The organism is Pseudomonas sp. GZJR-8 (assembly GCF_002916705.1).
In the GTDB taxonomy this organism is placed as follows: domain Bacteria; phylum Pseudomonadota; class Gammaproteobacteria; order Pseudomonadales; family Pseudomonadaceae; genus Aquipseudomonas; species Aquipseudomonas synxantha_A.
Window position 1 is genome coordinate 276460 of record NZ_JXSI01000001.1, and the last position, 18310, is coordinate 294769.

Here is an 18310-nt window from a genome sequence, read left to right on the forward strand (position 1 = left end):
TCGACTAGGCTCTAAACACTGTTGAACAGTGCCCATAGAACCCAGAAGAGGTGCGCCATGAGTCAGCTGCTCGAACCCTATACCCTGCGCCAATTGACCCTGCTCAACCGCATCGCGGTCTCGCCGATGTGCCAATACTCCAGCGACGACGGCCTGGCCAATGACTGGCACCTGGTGCATCTCGGCAGCCGAGCCGTGGGGGGCGCGGGGCTGATTTTCACCGAAGCCACCGCCGTGACGGCTGATGGGCGTATCACCGCCCAGGACCTGGGCCTGTGGAACGACGCCCAGATCGAGCCGCTGCGGCGTATCACGCGCTTTATCGCGGCCCAGGGCGCGGTGGCGGGTATTCAACTGGCCCATGCCGGGCGCAAGGCCAGCACCCATCGGCCCTGGATCGGCAAGCATGGCAGCGTCAAGCCGGAGGAGGGCGGGTGGGTGCCGGTGGGCCCTTCGCCGATTGCCTTCGACCCCAATCACACCCAGCCCAAGCAATTGGACGAAGGGCAGATCCAGCAAGTAATCGCCGACTTTGTCGCTGCCGCCAAGCGTGCCTTGACCGCAGGTTTTGAAGTGGTGGAAATCCATGCTGCCCATGGCTACCTGCTGCACCAGTTTCTCTCGCCCATAAGCAACCAGCGTCAGGACCACTACGGCGGCTCGTTCGAAAACCGCATTCGCCTGGTGCTGGAGGTGACCAAGGCCGTACGTGCGGCCTGGCCTCAGGAGTTGCCACTGTTTGTGCGGGTATCGGCTACCGACTGGGTCGAAGACGGATGGAACCCGGATGAAACCGTGGAATTGGCGCGCCGCCTGAAAGACTTGGGTGTTGACCTGATCGATGTGTCCTCCGGGGGCACCGCCGCCAATGCCGAGATCCCCACCGGCCCTGGCTACCAGACGCGCTTCGCCGAGCGCGTGCGCAAGGAGTCGGGCATCGCCACCGGCACGGTTGGCATGATTACCGAACCGGCCCAGGCCGAGCACATCCTGCGCACCTGCCAGGCCGACATCATCTTCCTGGCCCGTGAACTGCTGCGCGACCCGTACTGGCCGCTGCATGCCGACGATGACCTGGGCGGGCGCAAGGCTATCTGGCCGGCGCAGTACCAGCGGGCAACCCATCGGGACCAGCCGATTCATGAGTCGGATCTGCGCGATTGATCCCGCGCACAGTTAGGTCGAACCCACCCTGATACGGTGGGTTTTTTCTTGCGGTTGCCAGAACTCGCGTCCTGTATCGACCACGGCGTAAGCAAGCGCTGTAGGGTTTTATTACCGAGGCCATTTTTTTAAGTGAATACTCTAAAAAAATCCCACGTGCCACAAGATAGTTTCTAAGCTTAGGGTAAGCCTGGTTCCTAGCCCAGGGAGGTAGGCTGCTTGACCACGAAAGCGTTGTGCTTCGGGGGGAGTTTGGAAATGGGCACCAGGAGTATTTGACTGATATCAGGAGTAGTGGTCCATGGCCAAATCCTATGGCGTAGCGGGTGCGATGGCGTCTTTTCTGAGCCGCCGGATGTCATTGCGGGGTCGAAGGTTGAGTTCGGATGAAATGGAGTTGCTGGCCCAGTACCGGGCGCTGACCGAGAGTGATCAGGTGGCGATGCGGTATCTGATTGGCGCGATGAAAAGCGTATCGCGGTTCTAAGCCACCTGCGATCATTCCCACGCTGCGACGTGGGAATGATCAGGCGGTTAATTTCAGGTGTACTTGCGCTGCTCCGGTGCGGGCGGGAAGTACTGATACAGCCAGGTTTCGCTCAGGGTGCGGTCTTGGGTGCGAATAAACAGGCGCAGCTCCACCGGCTCCACACTGTCGCTGGTGGGGTACCAGTCGAACAGAATGCGATAGCCCTTGATGTTATCCAGCACCAGCACGCTGAAATCCTTCACCTCACCATGGGAGCAGGTCACCACCGGCTCGATGCCGGTGCCCGCTGGCAGGCGATCCAGCCCGCCGCCTTTGAAGTCTACGGCGAAACGCCGCGCCCACACCTTCGGGTAATGCTCGCCGGGTGCCCAGCCTTCGGTAAAACCACCCATGCCTGACCGGGTCGCGTCGACCTGCGCCAGCGGCGTGCTCACCGGTGGCAGTGCGCTCCAGTACAACTTGTAGCCATAGTTGAGCGAATCACCCGCGGTCACGGGCTTTTTCGGGGTCCAGAAGGCGACGATATTGTCCAGGGTTTCGCCGGTGGTGGGGATCTCCAGCAGGTCGATCGAGCCTTCGCCCCACGCGGTGGTCGGTTCAACCCACAGGCTTGGGCGCTTGCTGTACCAGTCGACGGTGTCCTGGTAGCTGGCGAACTCATGGTCGGTCTGCACCAGGCCGAAGCCTTTGGGGTCGGTGTCGGCGAACGCGTTGAATTGCAGCTTGGCCGGGTTGTTCAGCGGGCGGCAGATCCACTCGCCATTGCCGCGCCACATGGCCAGGCGGTCCGAATCGTGGATTTGCGGGTGGATGGTGTCGCACATGCGCCGCTCATGGGTGCCGCAGCTGAACATGCTGGTCATGGGGGCGATGCCCAATTGTTCGATGGCGGTGCGTGCATTGATGTGCGCGTCGATTGCCATCACCACCTGGTTGGCCTGGCAGTCGATATCGAAGCGGTAGGCGCCGGTGGCGCTTGGCGAGTCAAGCAGGGCGTAGACCACAAAGCGGGTGGCATTCTTGTCCGGAGTTTCGAACCAGAACTGCGTGAAGTCGGGGAATTCCTCGCGTTTTTTCGCGTAGGTATCAATCGCCAGGCCGCGGGCCGACAGGCCATATTGGCCGGTGGAGTCAACCGCGCGAAAGTAGCTGGCGCCGAGAAACGACAGCACGTCATGGCGGTCCAGCTCCGGCGCCTTGAACAGCTTGAAGCCGGAAAAACCCAGGTCGCCGGTCAGTTGCTGGGTGTCCACCGTGGTTTTTTCATAGTTGAACAGTGAAGGGCGGAAATGAACTTCGCGAGCCTCGCGGGTCTTGGGGTCGACACTGTGCATGCGCACCGGCGTCTTGAAGCCCATGCCGACATGGAAGAATTGCACGTCCAGTTGGCCGTTCAACTCTTTCCACAACGAATGGTTACCGTCGTAGCCAATGGCGTTGAAATTCTGCGGGGTCATGGTGGCCAGGGTTGGCGGCAGCACCTGCTTAGTGTCTTGATAGCCACGGGTGGCCAGTTGCTTGGCTTGCGCCTTGAGCGCTTCGAAATCGAACGCCACGGCTTTGCCGTCGGCGGCACGGTTCCCGGCCCAAGCCTGCGCGGCCAGCAGGCCGCTGGCCGACAAACCGGTGTAAGCCGCAATGGCCATGGATGCTTTGAGCAAATTCCTGCGGTGCATAGAGACAACCTGTCGTGAGCAAATCCCGCGCCGTTCCTGGCACGTAGCGGATCAGAAATAACGGTTCGGACATGCCTTCGGCCAAACGCAACGGACAATAAACAGACGCCGGATAGCTTAAGCGGTTCGATGAACAAGGCAAATTGATTGATGGCGGGATGATGGCGCTGCATATGCAACAAGACATTTCCTGGTCGAATACCCGCGTTACATCTGGAAGCACTCTAGATCGCGGCTTTTTGGCACTTCGTCTTACGCTGGGGGCCTATTGGTCCTATGAACCCAAGTGTCTGGAGGCTACGAATGAATACCCGCGGATTGCTCGATCAGTTGCTCAAGTCTGGCCAGGATATGTTGCAAAACAAGGCTGGCGGCCAACGCAAATCCAGCGACAAAAGCGCCCTTGGCGGTTTACTCGGCGGTAGCGGGCTGGGCAGCATGCTCGGCGGTGCCGGTGGCGGCGCCCTGGCGGCCGGAGCCATGGGCTTGCTGCTGGGCAACAAAAAAGCGCGCAAATTCGGCGGCAAGGCCCTGACCTACGGCGGCCTGGCCGCATTGGGTGTGATTGCCTATAAAGCCTACGGCAACTGGCAAGCCCAGCAAGCCAGCGCCCCCCAAGGCGAACCACAAACCATCGACCGCCTGCCTCCGGCCCAGGTTGAACAACACAGCCAGGGCATTCTCAAGGCACTGGTGGCCGCCGCAAAGGCAGACGGCCATGTGGATGACCGCGAGCGCGCGTTGATCGAAGGCGAATTCACCAAGCTGGACAACGACCAGGAACTGCAACACTGGCTGCACGCTGAACTCAACAAGCCCCTGGACCCCACCGACGTCGCCCGCGCCGCCAGCACCCCGGAAATGGCCGCCGAAATGTACATCGCCAGCGTAATGCTGGTGGATGAGGAAAATTTCATGGAAAAAGCCTACCTGGATGAACTGGCCCGCCAACTGAAACTTGAACCCGGCTTAAAGCTGGAGTTGGAAAAGCAAGTGCGGCTCAACGCATAAGTAAGGCTATCGACGCAGCTCTGCCCCGCTAACCACGATGCGAAGCGAGCCGCTCTTGATCTGCTTTTGATCTTGATCTTAGGCGCCCCGTCAAACCACGCTGGCCGGAATTCGACAGGGATTTGGGGGGTAAACCGGCAGGGATGCCGGTTTAGCCGCCCCGCGCCATGGACGGCGCGTGGCGGCGGCCTCCCAAATCCATGGCGGATTACGGGCACACCGAGCCTAAGCGAGGTGCCGAGTGGTGGGGCAAGAGCCCTTTGGTTACTTTTGGCTGGGCCGGCATTCCGGGCTCTTTTCCAAAAGTGACCCGCTGTAAAAGCGGAACCAATAGCAACCGTTACCGCAGCAATGGATATGTACTCGGTCTGATCCAAGATCCCGGTCGACTACAAGACCGCCATCGGGAGCAAGCCCCCCTCCCACATTTGAACTGCGGCCCATCAGTTGGATCTCCCTAGGCACACGTACCACCCATCCCACTTACGCATTCTGTGGATCCCCCCTCAAAAGCGTTGATAAACCCGAGCATCCGCTCAGCTATACTCCCCTCCATTTGAATGCCCCTGCGAGGAATTACTGTGAAGAACTGGACCCTGCGCCAAAGGATTTTGGCGAGCTTTGCGGTAATTATCGCCATCATGCTGCTGATGGTGGTGCTCTCCTATTCGCGCTTGCTCAAGATCGAAGCCAGCGAAAACTCCGTGCGCGACGACGCCGTGCCCGGCGTGTTTTTCAGTTCGATGATCCGCAGTGCCTGGGTCGACAGCTACCTGCAAACCCAGGAACTGGTCGGGATCCACGAAAACCAGGGCATTTCCGATGAAGACAAGCAGGACTACAAGTCATTCGAAGCGCGGCTTGAGCAGCACATGGCCAGTTACGCGGGCACGATCAATATCACCCAGGATCGCACCGAATTCGATGCCTTCGAAAAACTGCACCAGAACTACAACGCCATTCTTGCCCAAGTCCTGGCGGCTCATCAGAGCAACAACCCGGCCGAGGCGCTGAGGCTGTTCAACGAGCAACTGACCCCCGCCTGGACCGCAGGCCGCATGAAGCTCAACGACATCATCAATGAGAACAAACAGGTCGCCGACAATGCCACCGCTGCCATCGATGATGCCGTAGCAGCGGCAAAGGTCAGCATGGGCATCTCGCTGCTGCTGGCGATTCTCGCCGCGGCGCTGTGCGGCCTGTTGCTGATGCGCGCGATCATGGCGCCGATGCAGCGTATCGTGCAGATCCTCGAAGTCATGCGTACCGGCGACCTGAGCAAGCGCCTGAACCTGGAGCGCAAAGACGAATTCAACGCGGTCGAAACCGGCTTCAACGACATGATGACCGAGCTGACTGCCCTGGTGTCCCAGGCGCAGCGTTCGTCGGTGCAGGTCACCACCTCGGTCACCGAGATCGCCGCGACCTCCAAGCAGCAACAGGCCACCGCCACGGAAACCGCAGCCACCACCACGGAAATCGGCGCCACCTCCCGCGAGATTGCGGCCACGTCCAAGGACCTGGTGCGTACCATGACCGAAGTGTCCACCGCCGCCGACCAGGCCTCGGTGGCCGCCGGTTCCGGCCAGCAGGGCCTGGCACGCATGGAAGAGACCATGCACTCGGTGATGGGCGCCGCCGACCTGGTCAACGCCAAGCTGGCGATCCTCAATGAGAAGGCCGGCAACATCAACCAGGTGGTGGTGACCATCGTCAAGGTGGCTGACCAGACCAATCTGTTGTCTCTCAATGCCGCCATCGAGGCGGAGAAAGCTGGTGAGTACGGTCGCGGCTTTGCCGTGGTGGCCACCGAAGTGCGCCGCCTGGCCGACCAGACTGCCGTGGCAACCTACGACATCGAGCAAATGGTGCGTGAGATCCAGTCAGCGGTGTCGGCGGGCGTGATGGGCATGGACAAGTTCTCCGAGGAAGTCCGCCGGGGTATGTTCGAAGTGCAGCAAGTGGGCGAGCAACTGTCGCAGATCATCCACCAGGTACAGGCCCTAGCGCCGCGGGTGTTGATGGTCAACGAAGGCATGCAGGCCCAGGCCACCGGCGCCGAACAGATCAACCACGCGCTGGTGCAATTGGGCGATGCCAGCAGCCAGACCGTCGAATCCCTGCGTCAGGCCAGCTTTGCCATTGATGAGCTGAGCCAGGTCGCGGTGGGTCTGCGCAGTGGCGTGTCGCGTTTCAAAGTCTGATGAGCGATCTCGCGGCTAAACGCGTCGCCGTCCCGGCAGCGAAAACGGCGTTGTTCCTGGTGTTTCGCATCGGCAACGAACGCTTTGCCCTCAAGGCCACCGAAGTGGCGGAGGTGCTGCCGCGCCTGCCGCTCAAACCCATCGCCCATGCACCACTGTGGGTGGCGGGTATCTTTGCGCATCGCGGCGCGCTGGTGCCGGTAATCGATGTCAGTGCCCTGACGTTCGGCACCCCGGCCCAGGCTCGCACCAGCACGCGGCTGGTGCTGGTCAACTACCAGCCGCAACCCTGGAGTGAAGCGCGTGGGCTGGGGCTGATCCTGGAGCAGGCCACCGATACCCTGCGTTGCGACCCCGCCGAGTTCCAGCCTTATGGCGTGGACAACCAGCAGGCGCCCTACCTGGGGCCGGTACGCGAGGATGCACAGGGCTTGATGCAGTGGATTGGCATTGCCGAGCTGCTGAGCGCTGAAGTACGCGCCTTGTTGTTTTGCGCCGAGTTGAGCCTATGAGCAGTGACCCGCGTTTTTCGGCGTTCTTGAAAGAACGCATCGGCCTGGACGTTGCCTCGGTGGGCGAGGCGATCATCGAGCGTGCGGTGCGCCAGCGCTGCCAAGCCTCCCAGGCGCAGTCGACGGAGGCCTACTGGCAGCTCCTGCAACATTCCCACGACGAGCAGCAGGCACTGATCGAAGCGGTGATCGTTCCCGAGACCTGGTTTTTCCGCTATCCCGAATCCTTCGCGACCTTGGCTCGCCTGGCCCTGCTGCGCCTGGCCGAGATCAAGCAGATGCGCGCGCTGCGCATCCTCAGCCTGCCGTGTTCGACTGGCGAAGAGCCCTATTCGATTGCCATGGCCTTGTTGGATGCGGGCCTGGCGCCCCATCAGTTCAAGGTTCAGGGGATGGACGTCAGCCCGCTGTCGGTGGAACGTGCCCGGCGCGGTGTGTACGGCAAGAACTCGTTTCGCGGGGCCGATCTCGAATTTCGCGACCGCCACTTCACAGAAGAAACGGGCGGTTACCGCATCGCCGACCGGGTGCGCGAGCAAGTGCGTCTGCAAGTGGGCAACTTGCTCGACCCGACACTGCTGGCCAACGAGCCGACCTACGATTTTGTGTTCTGCCGCAACCTATTGATCTACTTCGACCAGCCGACCCAGAAGCAAGTCTTTGATGTGCTCAAGGAACTGACTCATGTGGACGGTGTGCTGTTTATCGGCCCGGCCGAGGGCAGCCTGCTGGGGCGCCATGGCATGCGTTCGATTGGCGTGCCGCAATCCTTTGCCTTCAGTCGACACATAGAGCAGACCCCGCCGCCGGTATTCGTGCCGATGCCTGCGCCAGCACCGCAGCGCAGTGCAGCACCGATACCACTCAAGCCGCGTCCGTTCAGCACGGTCAGCACTCAGGTGCCGCCGGTCAAGGTGCCCCACACCGACGCAGGGGATTTGCTCGGCCAGATCGCGACCCTGGCCAATGAAGGCAAAAGTGCCGAGGCCCGGGCCGCCTGTGAGCGTTATTTAAGCAGCCACCCGCCGGTTGCCCAGGTGTTCTACTGGTTGGGGTTGCTCAGCGATGTGGCGGGCAGCGCCTTGGAAGCCCAGGGATATTACCGAAAAGCCTTGTACCTGGAACCGCAGCATTCGCAGGCCTTGATGCATCTGGCTGCGTTGCTCGAGTCCCAGGGCGACAGTGCGGGAGCGCGCCGGCTACAAGCCCGCGCCGCTCGTAGCGAGCGAGCACACAGTGAGTCCGAACGATGAACAGCCCTGACGCGCTCGACACTGCAGGCCTGGACCTGACGCTGACCGATACCCAAGCCATCGATGACTGCTGGAACCGTATCGGCATTCATGGCGACAGGTCCTGCCCACTGCTGGACGAGCATATTCACTGCCGCAACTGCTCGGTGTATTCCGCCGCCGCCACGCGCCTGCTCGACCGCTACGCCCTGCAGCAGGATGATCAGCGCCCGCAGGCCGCCGCCGAAGCGGGTAGCGAGGTGGTCACCCGTTCGCTGTTGATGTTCCGCCTCGGTGAAGAATGGCTCGGTATCGCCACCCGCTGCCTGGTGGAAGTGGCGCCATTGCAACCGATCCACTCCTTGCCGCACCAGCGTTCCCGTGCGCTGCTGGGAGTGGCCAACGTGCGGGGTGCGCTGGTGGCATGCCTGTCGCTGGTGGAACTGCTGGGCCTGGACAGCACCAGCAGCGTGCCCAGTGGCGGGCGGATCATGCCGCGCATGTTGATCATTGCCGCCCAGGACGGTCCGATCGTCGTGCCGGTGGATGAGGTGGATGGCATTCATGCCATCGATGAGCGCACCTTGAACGCGGCTTCGGCCTCCGGTACCCAGGCCAGCGCACGCTATACCCAAGGTGTGTTGCAGTTCAAAGGCCGCAGCCTGCGCTGGCTGGACGAAACGCAATTGTTGTCCGCCGTGACCCGGAGCCTCGCATGACCCCCGATCAGATGCGTGATGCCTCGCTGTTGGAGCTGTTCAGCCTGGAGGCCGATGCGCAAACCCAGGTCTTGAGCGCCGGCCTGCTGGCCCTGGAGCGCAACCCAACCCAGGCGGATCAACTTGAAGCCTGTATGCGCGCCGCACATTCGCTCAAGGGAGCGGCGCGGATTGTTGGCGTGGATGCCGGGGTCAGCGTGGCCCACGTCATGGAGGACTGCCTGGTCAGCGCCCAGGAAGGTCGTCTGTACCTGCAACCGGAACATATCGATGCGTTGTTGCAAGGCACTGACCTGCTGATGCGTATCGCCACGCCAGGCAACAGCGTGGGGCCGTTGGATATCCAGGCGTACGTGGCGTTGATGGAGCGTCTGCTTGACCCGGCGCAGCCACCCGCTACGCCTGCGCCAAAAGCTGAGCCCGAGCCTGCTCCGGCGCCTATCGTTGAAGCATTGCCGCAAGAGCCAGAGGTTGCACCGCCCGTCAGCAGTGAGCCACCGCGTCAGAACAAGCGCATCACCGAGGGTGGCGAGCGCGTGCTGCGGGTCACCGCCGAGCGCTTGAACAGCCTGTTGGACCTGTCGAGCAAGTCCCTGGTGGAAACCCAGCGGCTCAAGCCTCACCTGGCCAGTATGCAACGCCTCAAGCGCATTCAAAGCAACAGCCTGCGCGCCCTCGATACCCTGGACGGTCACCTCAAGCACCTGGATTTGAATCTTGAGACTCAGGAAGCCCTGGCCGATACCCGCCGCTTGTTGAGCGAAGCTCAGGCACTGCTGGCGGATAAAAACGCGGAACTTGACGAGTACGCCTGGCAGGCAGGCCAGCGCGCCCAGGTGCTATACGACACCGCGCTGGCCTGCCGCATGCGACCGTTTGCCGACGTGCTGGCGGGGCAGGTGCGCATGGTGCGTGACCTCGGTCGCAGCCTGGGCAAGCAAGTGCGCCTGGAAATCGAAGGCGAAAAGACCCAGGTCGATCGAGACGTCCTGGAAAAACTTGAAGCACCGCTCACTCATTTACTGCGCAATGCTGTCGACCACGGCATCGAAACGCCCGAGCAGCGGCTGCTGGCAGGCAAACCGGCGGAAGGCCTGATCCGCCTGCGTGCGTCCCATCAAGCCGGGTTGCTGGTACTGGAATTGAGCGACGACGGCAACGGTGTCGACCTGGAGCGGCTGCGCGGCACCATTGTCGAACGTAATCTGTCGCCGGTGGAAACTGCCCTGCGCCTGAGCGAAGAGGAATTGCTGACGTTCCTGTTCCTGCCGGGGTTCAGCTTGCGCGACAAGGTCACCGAGGTGTCCGGTCGTGGCGTTGGCCTGGATGCGGTGCAGCACATGGTTCGCCAACTGCGTGGCGCGGTGGTACTGGAGCAGACGGCGGGGCAGGGCAGTCGCTTCCATCTGGAAGTGCCGTTGACCTTGTCGGTGGTGCGCAGCCTGGTGGTGGACGTGGGCGAAGAAGCCTATGCCTTCCCCCTGGCCCACATTGAACGCATGTGTGACCTGGCTCCCGACGAAATTGTGCAACTGGAAGGCCGCCAGCATTTCTGGCACGAGGGCCGGCATGTGGGCCTGGTTGCCGCCAGCCAGTTGCTGCAGCGCCCACCGGGGCAGAGTCCTTCGCAAACCCTGAAAGTCGTGGTGATCCGCGAGCGCGATGCCGTGTACGGGATTGCCGTGGAGCGCTTTATCGGTGAACGCACCCTGGTGGTGTTGCCGCTGGATGATCGTCTGGGCAAGGTCCAGGATATTTCCGCAGGGGCCTTGCTCGATGACGGCTCGGTGGTGTTGATCGTCGATGTCGAAGACATGTTGCGTTCGGTGGATAAATTGCTCAACACCGGCCGCCTGGAACGTATCGCCCGGCGCAGCCAGCAGGCCACCGAAGCACCGCGCAAGCGCGTGCTGGTGGTAGACGACTCGCTGACCGTACGCGAGCTGCAACGCAAATTATTACTCAATCGTGGTTATGAAGTCGCTGTTGCGGTCGATGGCATGGATGGCTGGAACGCATTGCGCTCCGAGGACTTCGACCTGCTTATCACTGATATTGATATGCCTCGCATGGACGGTATTGAATTGGTCACACTTTTGCGTCGTGACAGTCGCCTGCAATCGTTGCCGGTGATGGTGGTTTCCTACAAGGATCGTGAAGAAGACCGACGTCGTGGACTCGACGCGGGCGCCGACTATTATTTAGCCAAAGCCAGTTTCCATGACGACGCCTTGCTCGACGCCGTGGTTGAACTGATTGGAGGCGCCCGGGCATGAGGATTGCGATCGTCAATGATATGCCCCTGGCGATAGAGGCCTTGCGCCGCGCCTTGAGCTTTGAGCCCGCCCACGAGGTGGTGTGGGTGGCCAGCAATGGCCTTGAAGCGGTGCGGCGCTGTGCCGAGCTGACCCCGGACCTGATCCTGATGGACCTGATCATGCCGGTGATGGATGGGGTGGAGGCTACCCGGCAGATCATGGCCGACACGCCTTGCCCTATCGTGATCGTCACTGTCGACCGCCAGGCCAACGTCAGCCGCGTATTCGAAGCCATGGGCCACGGAGCGCTGGATGTGGTGGATACCCCGGCGCTGGGCGTAGGCAACCCCAAGGATGCGGCGGCACCGCTATTGCGCAAGATCCTCAATATCGGTTGGTTGATCGGCCAGCGCGGCACGCGCGTGCGTGCCGAACCCCCACCGCAACGGGTCACCGGCAAGCGTCAACGGCTGGTGGCCATTGGTTCTTCAGCGGGTGGCCCGGCGGCCCTCGAGGTTCTGCTCAAGGGCCTGCCGCGGGATTTTCCCGCCGCCATCGTGCTGGTGCAGCATGTGGACCAGGTCTTCGCCGCCGGCATGGCCGAGTGGCTGAGCAGCGCCTCCGGCCTGCCCGTGCGCCTGGCCTGTGAGGGCGAGCCGCCCCAGGCCGGCGTGGTATTGCTGGCCGGCACCAACCACCATATTCGCTTGTTGAAAAATGGCACGCTAGCCTATACCGCAGAGCCGGTGAACGAGATTTACCGGCCCTCCATCGACGTGTTTTTCGAAAGCGTCGCCAGTTACTGGACCGGTGACGCCGTCGGCGTACTACTGACCGGCATGGGGCGCGACGGGGCTCAAGGCCTCAAGCTGATGCGCGAACAAGGATATTTGACCATCGCCCAGGATCAGCAGAGCTCGGCGGTGTACGGCATGCCCAAAGCGGCGGCGGCGATTGATGCTGCTGTTGAAATTCGCCCACTGGATAGAATTGCGCCCCGATTGCTGGAGGTCTTTGCAAAATGATCGAAAATCTCCCGCCGTGCTGGCTTGCAGGTAGTAATTCAGGTGACTGCACATGAATGATTTACAACTCGACGACTTCAAGACCGATGAGAACGCCGCCATGGTGCTGCTGGTCGACGATCAGGCCATGATCGGCGAAGCCGTGCGGCGCGGCCTGGCCCATGAAGAAAACATCGACTTCCACTTTTGCGCCGACCCGCACCAGGCGATTGCCCAGGCGATCCGCATCAAGCCGACGGTGATCCTGCAAGATCTGGTGATGCCCGGCCTCGACGGCCTGACCTTGGTGCGTGAATACCGCAATCACCCGGCGACCGCGAATATCCCGATCATCGTGCTGTCCACCAAGGAAGACCCGCTGATCAAGAGTGCGGCCTTCGCGGCCGGCGCCAACGATTACCTGGTCAAGCTGCCCGACAACATCGAACTGGTGGCGCGTATCCGCTATCACTCGCGGTCCTACATGACCCTGTTGCAGCGCGACGCGGCCTACCGTGCGCTACGGGTCAGCCAGCAACAGTTGCTGGATACCAACCTGGTGCTGCAACGCCTGATGAACTCCGACGGCCTGACCGGGCTGTCCAACCGCCGCCACTTCGACGAATACCTGGAACTGGAGTGGCGCCGTGCCATGCGCGACCAGACCCAACTGTCGCTGCTGATGATCGACGTGGACTTCTTCAAGACCTACAACGACAGCTTCGGCCACGTCGAAGGCGATGAAGCCTTGCGCAAAGTCGCCGCCGCTATCCGCGACGCCAGCAGCCGCCCTTCGGACTTGCCGGCGCGCTACGGCGGAGAAGAATTTGCCCTGGTCCTGCCCAACACCTCGCCGGGCGGTGCGCGCCTGGTGGCAGAAAAACTGCGTATGGCGGTGGCGGCCCTGAAAATCCCGCACATTGCCCCGGCAGAAGGGGCGAGCCTGACCATCAGCATTGGCCTGTCGACCTTGACGCCGGTGCAGGGCACGGACTGCCGGCAGTTGATCATGGCGGCGGACAAGGGGCTGTATACGGCCAAGCATAATGGGCGTAATCAGGTTGGTATCGAGTAATTAGAGGCCAATTCCAATGTGAGAGGGGGACTTCCCCCTTGCACTCATGAGTTTCGTACTCATCCGAATTGATTACATATGAAAGTTTTTGAGCTAAGAAATCTGCCATCGTTGTAGAGCCGATGGCAGGGGGCAGGACGGCGTTATTCTATTCTGAATCCAGGCTTGCCATTATTCGCCCGCCACTCTTTGACCTCTTTTACAATGCCTTCTGGGCTGTCCTCTCTGCCATCTCTTGGGTAGTAGATTAGATCTGCTCCGTCCGGGTGCTCCGTCAGGCGTTCAAACTCGAAAACCATTTCAATGTCTTCTTCTTCGGTGCGAACGCTGCTGTCACAAAGAGAGATTACAAAGCTTAAAAATTCGCTTTCTGTGTACTCGGAAATTGAGGTTTTCATCTTAATTACCTTTGCCGTGAATACGCTTGTGAAGTTTTGGAGCATCAGCCCCGGCTGAAGGTGCCAGCCTGACCATCAGTATTGGGCTGTCGACGTTGACGCCGATCTAGGGTACGGACTGCCGGCAGTTGATCATGGCGGCGGACAAGGGGCTGTATACGGCCAAGCATAATGGGCGCAATCAGGTGGGGATTGAGTGAGTTGGGACCAGCGTAACTCCAGGTGAGGAATCTATGCCCATCCTACACCTGGAATTTCAAAGCTTGTGAGTTGAGTGCGAATGAAGAAAGGTTGAAACAAGAACTCCGCCATCAATGCCTAGCCGATGACGGAGTTTGCCGGGGCGTTACCCCTCTTTAAAGCCAGGCTTACCATTAGCGGCGCGCCATTCTTTGACTTCTTTTACGATGCCTTCAGGGCTGTCTTCTCTGTCATCTCTCGGATAATAGACGAGATCTGATCCGTCAGGATGTTCTGTAAGGCGCGTGAACTCTAATAGCATTTCGTCATCTTCTTCCTCAGTACGAGCACTCGCCTCACAAAGAGAGATTACGAAGTTTAAAAATTCGGTTTCTGTGTACTCGGAAATTGAAGTTTTCATCCTAATTACCTTTACCATGAATTTGTTTGTGGAGTTTTGGCGTGACTATGTAGATGTTGTCTATGTCGAAAACGTCTCCGCCTTTGGAGATGAATATCTTATGGTGGAGCTCGAATTTACCAGATTTTCCTGCATGCTCTAATTCGCTTGTATATGGGGCTTTGCCGTTAAGTATTCTTTGTAGGTTTTGACGGTTGAACTGATTCGCCAGTTCCGAGTCGTTCGCAATAGATTTCCAGAAGGCTTCGCGAAATGCTCTGAAGTTTTTAAACTCCTGACCTTTAAGCTTGTCGGCAATTTGCGAAGGTATAGGGGAGCCTTCCCCTTGTGAGGCCGCTCCTAGCCAGGAGCCGGTTATAGATTGCCCGTTGCCTGTCACAACTCCTGGGTCTTCCCGTCGATCCCTGAAAAACACATAGATGGGAGGTAAGCCAGAGTTGACCGGGAAGACAGTGATGAAGTCGTCAAATCCCGCCTCAGCAGCGGCCGGAAAACTGTCAATCCTTCCTTCAACGGGAGTTACGGTAGCTCCCGCATAGACAGGCGGTTCAGGTTGATCAACGGGCAGCGTTGTTGAGCTATCCCCAGGGGCAACGATAGGTGTCCAGATCAACGTTCTTGGTGGAATGTCACTTGTCGTGACGGTGTATACCTTCTGCCCAGGATCATAGGTCGCAGCAACCACCTTGACCTTGGAAGGCACGCTTGTACCGTCGGCAGTGACCACGAATACTTCTGACCGCCCATCGGTAGCCGTCTTCGAACTCATTCGAACCGGCAGGTCGATTGTGCCGTTGACTGCCGAGGTTATCGTCGACTCGTTGAGGTCTGGTACCAAGGTTGAGATCGGTGTACCAAGCGCATAACGCTCTGGAAGTTCTCCATTTGCGAGTTTGGGGGAATAGACCAACGCTGAAACACCGACCATTAAGCCACTCGCGGTACTTGCGACCAACTCCGTCAATGCGGCCACTGCTGACCGAATAGCAGCTTGCAGCGTGATGGTAATGCCTTCTGCTGTAGCGATAGTCCCGACTGAGGTCATGACTATCGCTTGAGTCGCAGCAGCGGTGCCCGACAGTCGATAGGTATTGGTTACTCGTACCGCTTCAATACGCGCCTGGGCCGTGGCTACCTGCTGCGCACGTCCTGCGAGGTCGCTGATTGCATTGGAGGCGTTGGCAAGAAACCGCGCGGACTCTGACTTCAGCACAAAATCATGGTGGCTGAGCCATCTCACCCCAAGAGCGGTGTTCTGCTGCAGATAAATAAGCTGTTTCAGTCCCTCAAGCTCGGGTTTGCTCAGTGGCGGTGTAACCCGTGGGTTGGCTGCGGGATAGTAAATCATCAACCCGTTCCGGTTTATGGCTAACGGTGGGTCAATAGGTTTGATCGCAGCCATCGTTTCTTCGATCATTTTGTCCAGCGTGTTTTTGTAAAGCATGAGGGTCTGGTCGGGTGTCAATCCAACGACAGAACCGGCAAGAGAGGCGAGTTCCACCTGCAAATATTCCGGCAGCAACTGCACCTGAATTTCCAACTCATCGTCAATGGCCTTCAGATACTCATTGTGTAAATTTGCCCAGCCAGGATCATGTTCGGCTAAATTGGCCTCCAGCGTTTGCCGGGCCTTTGCCAACCCTGAAAGTTTTTTAGCCAGAATGTCTATGGAGAGCGAGAGAGCCTTGAGTTCTTGCGCGGCTCTCCAAACGTTGTCGTAAAGTGTGTACGTATCGCCCAAATTTTTTATCGGGTCAGAGGATGCAAGCGTTTCACGTAGTTTTGTATAGGTTAAGTTTTCCATCAGATAAAAAGGGCTTTGATCATAGAGCCCATAGATGAGTGGCGCAGTATTGGTGTATTTGGTTTTTTTTGCGTCGATGATTTCAAGTGCGATTTTTTGATCGAGAATGGCTGAGGCTGTCTCTGTGAGAGGCTGTGAAGCTTTCGCGGCTTGCTGTTTCTCTGCGAGTTCGCGTTCAGTTTCAGTCGTTAGCGTTGCGAACCGTGCGCTGTACTCTGCGTCAATCAAGGATTGATTGTACTGTTGCTCTCCAATGAAATCAGCGGTGGTGCTAGGGAAGTCAAACTGCTTGAAGCGGCTACGGTCTCCTTCACCTCGACGAGGCCCTTCTTGAAGGCCCCAGCCATCTCCACTTCCTGCGTAGCCTCCGCCTTCACCACCCCAATAAGTGTTTCGTCTCCCGGCGGTAATTATCGTGGGCTTGAGTTCTAAAGGTTGTCCTGGTTGCCACCCTTGCTGGGCCATAGGGTCTCTCCGTTTTTATGAGAGTGATCGAGTTTGAAAGTTTGTACGTCCTGAAAAAAGCTCAGTCGCTTTGATCGAACTTATTTGAGCGGGAAGGAATAAAAAACTGATGGCGTTTTGATTTGATTTTATGTCTGTAGGAGTATTTGTAAGACGGGTCTGAAACTGATGTATTTATATTCTTGTATATTTGTGACTTGAGTCTTGGGGCGATTTGGCTAGAAACCTAATTGTTTGTTTTTGTTAGGGTGGGTTGGATTGTGCTCTTTTAGGCGGGCTCTGATTTTGATGTTCAGATTATTTGTATAAACAGATGAACGGTCATTTTTGAGCGAGTAGTAGGTGTGGTTTTTCTAACGCGGGGTATCGCCCTCCCGCAGGAAACGCTTTGGTGGTCGCGCATCTGTTAGCGAAGCTAGCGTGAGGAGAGGAAGCGCCGCCTTGGCAGAATCGGCCAAGCGGGCTGCCGTTCCCAGCCGTTTGCCGTTATACTCGCCGGCTTTCAAAAGTTCGCCAACGAGTGCTGCCCGCCATGGAAATCAACCCGATCCTTAACACCATCAAGGACCTGTCCGAGCGCTCCGAAACTATTCGGGGGTATCTTTGACTACGATCAAAAGCATGAGCGTCTGACCGAGGTCAACCGCGAGCTTGAAGATCCGAGTGTCTGGAACAAACCTGAATACGCCCAGGAACTGGGGCGCGAGCGCGCTGCGCTGGCGCAGATCGTCGACACCCTCGACGAGCTGAACACCGGTCTGGCCGATTGCCGTGACCTGCTGGACATGGCTGTCGAAGAAAATGATGAAGGCGCAGTGGGCGATGTCGTCGCCGAGCTGGCCCGTCTCGAGGAAAACCTCGCCAAGCTCGAATTCCGCCGCATGTTCAGCCATGAAATGGACCCGAACAACGCCTACCTGGACATCCAGGCCGGTTCCGGCGGCACCGAGGCCCAAGACTGGGCCAACATCCTGCTGCGCATGTACCTGCGCTGGGCCGACAAGCGCGGTTTCGACGCGACCATCATGGAACTGTCCGCCGGTGAAGTCGCCGGTATCAAGGGCGCGACCGTGCATATCAAGGGTGAATACGCCTTTGGCTGGCTGCGTACCGAAATCGGTGTGCACCGCCTGGTGCGCAAGAGCCCGTTCGACTCCGGCAACCGTCGTCACACTTCGTTCTCCGCCGTTTTCGTCTCGCCAGAGATCGACGACAAGGTGGAAATCGAGATCAACCCAGCCGACCTGCGCATCGACACCTACCGTTCCTCCGGTGCCGGTGGTCAGCACGTAAACACCACTGACTCGGCCGTACGTATTACCCACGTACCGACCAACACCGTGGTCAGTTGCCAGAACGAACGTTCCCAGCACGCCAACAAGGATACCGCCATGAAAATGCTGCGGGCCAAGTTGTACGAGCAGGAAATGCAGAAGCGCAACGCCGCTTCCCAGGCGCTGGAAGACACCAAGTCGGATATCGGCTGGGGTCACCAGATCCGTTCGTATGTACTCGATGCGTCGCGGATCAAGGATCTGCGCACCAACATCGAACGCAGCGACTGCGACAAGGTACTCGACGGTGATATCGACGAATACCTGGAAGCCAGCCTGAAATCCGGCCTGTAACACCCCTGTAGGAGCGAGCTTGCTCGCGATCCCCAGCCGAAGGCTGGGGAAAACGTACCTGTGATGGAA

The 18310-nt window shown here is 59.1% G+C and carries 15 protein-coding genes and 1 pseudogene; 12 read left to right on the top strand and 4 right to left on the bottom strand.

Going from position 1 to position 18310, the window contains the following annotated elements; translation table 11 throughout:
- Nucleotides 1–57: 57 nt before the first annotated feature.
- Nucleotides 58–1164 carry an NADH:flavin oxidoreductase/NADH oxidase gene (locus tag TK42_RS01195; RefSeq protein WP_005785478.1) on the top strand — a complete coding sequence of 369 codons (1107 nt, stop codon included), beginning with the start codon at nt 58–60 and terminating at the stop codon, nt 1162–1164.
- Between the two features lie 301 nt (nt 1165–1465).
- Complete coding sequence (locus TK42_RS01200; protein WP_005785481.1) at nt 1466–1651, top strand: hypothetical protein; 186 nt, start codon at nt 1466–1468, stop codon at nt 1649–1651.
- Nucleotides 1652–1704: 53 nt separating this feature from the next.
- On the opposite strand, the gene TK42_RS01205 is transcribed toward TK42_RS01200, so the two are convergent.
- Complete coding sequence (locus TK42_RS01205; RefSeq protein ID WP_103733431.1) at nt 1705–3330, bottom strand: glucan biosynthesis protein D; 1626 nt, start codon at nt 3328–3330, stop codon at nt 1705–1707.
- Between the two features lie 303 nt (nt 3331–3633).
- Between TK42_RS01205 and TK42_RS01210 the strand changes: the two genes are divergently transcribed.
- The 8 genes from TK42_RS01210 to TK42_RS01255 all read left to right on the top strand — a co-directional run bounded on the left by TK42_RS01210 (nt 3634) and on the right by TK42_RS01255 (nt 13345).
- Complete coding sequence (locus tag TK42_RS01210) at nt 3634–4341, top strand: tellurite resistance TerB family protein (RefSeq protein ID WP_103733432.1); 708 nt, start codon at nt 3634–3636, stop codon at nt 4339–4341.
- 581 nt (nt 4342–4922) lie between these two features.
- Nucleotides 4923–6545: a methyl-accepting chemotaxis protein gene (locus TK42_RS01225; protein WP_103733435.1), complete on the top strand. Its 1623-nt coding sequence runs from the start codon at nt 4923–4925 to the stop codon at nt 6543–6545.
- Nucleotides 6545–7057, top strand: a complete 513-nt coding sequence (locus tag TK42_RS01230; RefSeq protein WP_005785488.1) for a chemotaxis protein CheW — start codon at nt 6545–6547, stop codon at nt 7055–7057. The genes TK42_RS01225 and TK42_RS01230 overlap by 1 nt, the downstream gene beginning before the upstream one ends.
- Nucleotides 7054–8310 (top strand): protein-glutamate O-methyltransferase CheR, encoded by a 1257-nt coding sequence (locus tag TK42_RS01235; RefSeq protein ID WP_032877489.1) that lies wholly within the window; start codon nt 7054–7056, stop codon nt 8308–8310. Before TK42_RS01230 ends, TK42_RS01235 begins: the two co-directional genes overlap by 4 nt.
- The gene (locus TK42_RS01240) at nt 8307–9008 is read left to right on the top strand and encodes a chemotaxis protein CheW (protein WP_032877488.1); all 702 of its coding nucleotides are present in this window, start codon (nt 8307–8309) and stop codon (nt 9006–9008) included. Before TK42_RS01235 ends, TK42_RS01240 begins: the two co-directional genes overlap by 4 nt.
- Nucleotides 9005–11284 (top strand): hybrid sensor histidine kinase/response regulator, encoded by a 2280-nt coding sequence (locus TK42_RS01245; RefSeq protein WP_103733436.1) that lies wholly within the window; start codon nt 9005–9007, stop codon nt 11282–11284. The genes TK42_RS01240 and TK42_RS01245 overlap by 4 nt, the downstream gene beginning before the upstream one ends.
- Nucleotides 11281–12291: a chemotaxis response regulator protein-glutamate methylesterase gene (locus TK42_RS01250; RefSeq protein ID WP_078820447.1), complete on the top strand. Its 1011-nt coding sequence runs from the start codon at nt 11281–11283 to the stop codon at nt 12289–12291. The genes TK42_RS01245 and TK42_RS01250 overlap by 4 nt, the downstream gene beginning before the upstream one ends.
- 52 nt (nt 12292–12343) lie before the next feature.
- Nucleotides 12344–13345 (top strand): PleD family two-component system response regulator, encoded by a 1002-nt coding sequence (locus tag TK42_RS01255; protein WP_032877485.1) that lies wholly within the window; start codon nt 12344–12346, stop codon nt 13343–13345.
- A 143-nt stretch (nt 13346–13488) separates the two neighbouring features.
- Here the strand turns inward: TK42_RS01255 and TK42_RS01260 are convergent, their stop codons facing one another.
- Entirely contained in the window at nt 13489–13743 is a 255-nt protein-coding gene (locus TK42_RS01260) for a bacteriocin immunity protein (RefSeq protein WP_103733596.1), read from the bottom strand.
- Nucleotides 13744–13787: 44 nt separating this feature from the next.
- Between TK42_RS01260 and TK42_RS01265 the strand changes: the two are divergent.
- Nucleotides 13788–13943: pseudogene (locus TK42_RS01265) on the top strand (diguanylate cyclase domain-containing protein); the annotation flags it as partial.
- Between the two features lie 146 nt (nt 13944–14089).
- On the opposite strand, the gene TK42_RS01270 reads toward TK42_RS01265, so the two are convergent.
- Nucleotides 14090–14344, bottom strand: coding sequence for a bacteriocin immunity protein (locus TK42_RS01270; RefSeq protein WP_103733437.1), 255 nt, complete (start codon nt 14342–14344; stop codon nt 14090–14092).
- A 1-nt stretch (nt 14345) separates the two neighbouring features.
- Nucleotides 14346–16613, bottom strand: coding sequence for an S-type pyocin domain-containing protein (locus TK42_RS01275; protein ID WP_103733438.1), 2268 nt, complete (start codon nt 16611–16613; stop codon nt 14346–14348).
- Nucleotides 16614–17145: 532 nt separating this feature from the next.
- On the opposite strand from TK42_RS01275, the gene prfB reads away from it, so the two are divergent.
- Nucleotides 17146–18241, top strand: a protein-coding gene (prfB, locus tag TK42_RS01280; protein WP_098465888.1) for a peptide chain release factor 2 whose coding sequence is annotated in 2 segments (ribosomal slippage) — nt 17146–17217 and nt 17219–18241 — 1095 coding nt in all. Because the reading frame shifts where the segments join, the coding sequence is not laid out codon by codon here.
- Nucleotides 18242–18310: the final 69 nt, after the last annotated feature.